The organism is Pseudoxanthomonas sp. LjRoot204_2 (genome assembly GCF_056175765.1).
In genome coordinates, this window is the sequence record NZ_JBGFFG010000565.1 from 1 (window position 1) to 1823 (window position 1823).

Sequence of the window (1823 nt, forward strand, 5' to 3'; positions counted from 1 at the left end):
CAGTGAACGGGATGTGTGGGCGCAAGATGTCCGCCATGGCTGCCCGGCGGCTTGCGTCCGTACCGCGCAGGATGGGGGCCAGGTCGATGGCGTCGTCGCGCAGGGTGTCGTACGTGCCCACCTTGCGCCCATCGCTTACCGACAGCTTCACGCCCATAACCTCGATGGACAGCGTGTCGGCCTCCGCATCGGCGTGCAGCTTGATCACGCGATAGTCCGGCAGATCCACCACGTTGGGCATCAGACTGCCCCATGGCCACACGGGGTTCTCTGCCTGGCCGTGTTCGCCCAGCACGTTGCGCTGGAAGCCCGGCGTATTCCGACCACCGAAGCGGCGGACCATTTCGGCGTCACGCTCGGCGGACCAGAACGGCGCAGGCTTCATCGTCTGCTGCCAGCGGAACAGGCGGTAACCCGATTTGCCGACCGGCAGGTCAGGTACGGCGGTCTGCGTGAGCCGGAAAAACTCGCTGGCGCGGTCGCCGTCCGGCACCGAATAGACGCGGGCCCGGCAGCCCGGTTTCAGCGCACGCCAGAACTCGCTGAAGATCACTTTGGACTTGACCTTGGCGCCTTCGTCGAACAGGCCGAAGGCGTTGACGTGCACGCCGCGGAACGCTTCGCCGTCATGACCGCCGGGGCGGTAGTACGTGCGCGCAATGCTCGGCTTGTCCGGTCGCACCGGATTGGGTGCGAGGAACCGGTGCATGGTGTGGGGCGTGCGCTTGGGCTTCAGCCAGAAGTGCTGGATAAGGGTTTTCTGGCCGGCGCCGTCAGCCACGCCGAACTGCTCTTCCAGCGCCAGGATGATTTCGTCCAGGTGCGTCTGCTGGGGCGCCGCGATCAGCGACCACGGGTTCGGAACGCGACCGCCCATCGCGGTGCAGCCCGCCCACGCCGTCAGCGCGATGATCTCGCGCGTCTTGCCGCACTCGGCGCCGTCCTGGTGGATCACGTCCTGCATCCATGCCCGCATGCTGGGGCGCTGGTAGTCCCAGAAGCGATACGGATCACCGCTGTCCGGTTCGAACAGGAACGTTTCCGCCCAGCGCAGCGGATCTTCGAACGTGAAGACCACCAGCGCTTCGTCGACGGTGATGCCGTAGTCGCCGCGTTCAAGCGCTCTCCATGCCCAGCCGCGTTCGGCCATCCATGCATCGAACTCGTCGGCGTCGTAGACGCCGCGGTCCAGCATCTGCGCCTGAAGGATGCCGACGTTGACGGGTTTGACCGCCATCAGCCACCACCTGGTGGCAGCGCCTTTGCGCCCTTCGCTGCCGCAGCGCGCTGGAAGATGCCGCCAAGCACGGTTTGCATGGCGTCGGTGGCCTCTTCCTGYACCTTGGCCTTGGCCTTCGCCTGCGGCGTGACCAGCAGTTCCGGCAGGCTGATGCCCAGCGTTTCCAGCGTCTTGATCATCATCGGGTAGCCCGGATTGGCGACGTACTTGCCGATGACCGGATCGCCCTTGGCGTCGTAGATCACCTTGCCTTCGTCGGTCACCATCGGGATGCCGATCACCAGACCCTGCGTGGAAACCGTCGACCRCAGTTCGTGCAGCATCTGCAGCGCGGCGGATACTTCCGCCGCCATCAGTCCGTGCATGCCTTCCATGCTCCCTGACTGCAGCGCGTCGATGATCGCGGTGAACGCCTGCACGTAAACCTGCTTGTCCAGACAGCTGCCGCCCGCCTTCGTCTGGCCTTCATCCACCAGCGAACACGGGTACTTCGGGCACGTCGTCTGGCACGGCTTGCCGGTGGCGCCCAGCAGCGACTGCAACCCACTGTCGAAGTGCGACACGTGGATGGCGCTGTTCAAAC

At 65.4% G+C, this 1823-nt stretch carries 2 protein-coding genes; both read right to left on the reverse strand.

All coding sequences use genetic code 11. The features are described 5' to 3' along the window. Positions 1-1237: class I SAM-dependent methyltransferase (locus tag AC04L7_RS17920; protein ID WP_475513596.1), on the reverse strand; the 1237-nt coding region annotated here is incomplete at its 3' end. Next, on the reverse strand, positions 1237-1823 hold a 587-nt coding region (locus AC04L7_RS17925; RefSeq protein WP_475513597.1), incomplete at its 5' end, for a hypothetical protein. The genes AC04L7_RS17925 and AC04L7_RS17920, both read right to left, overlap by 1 nt.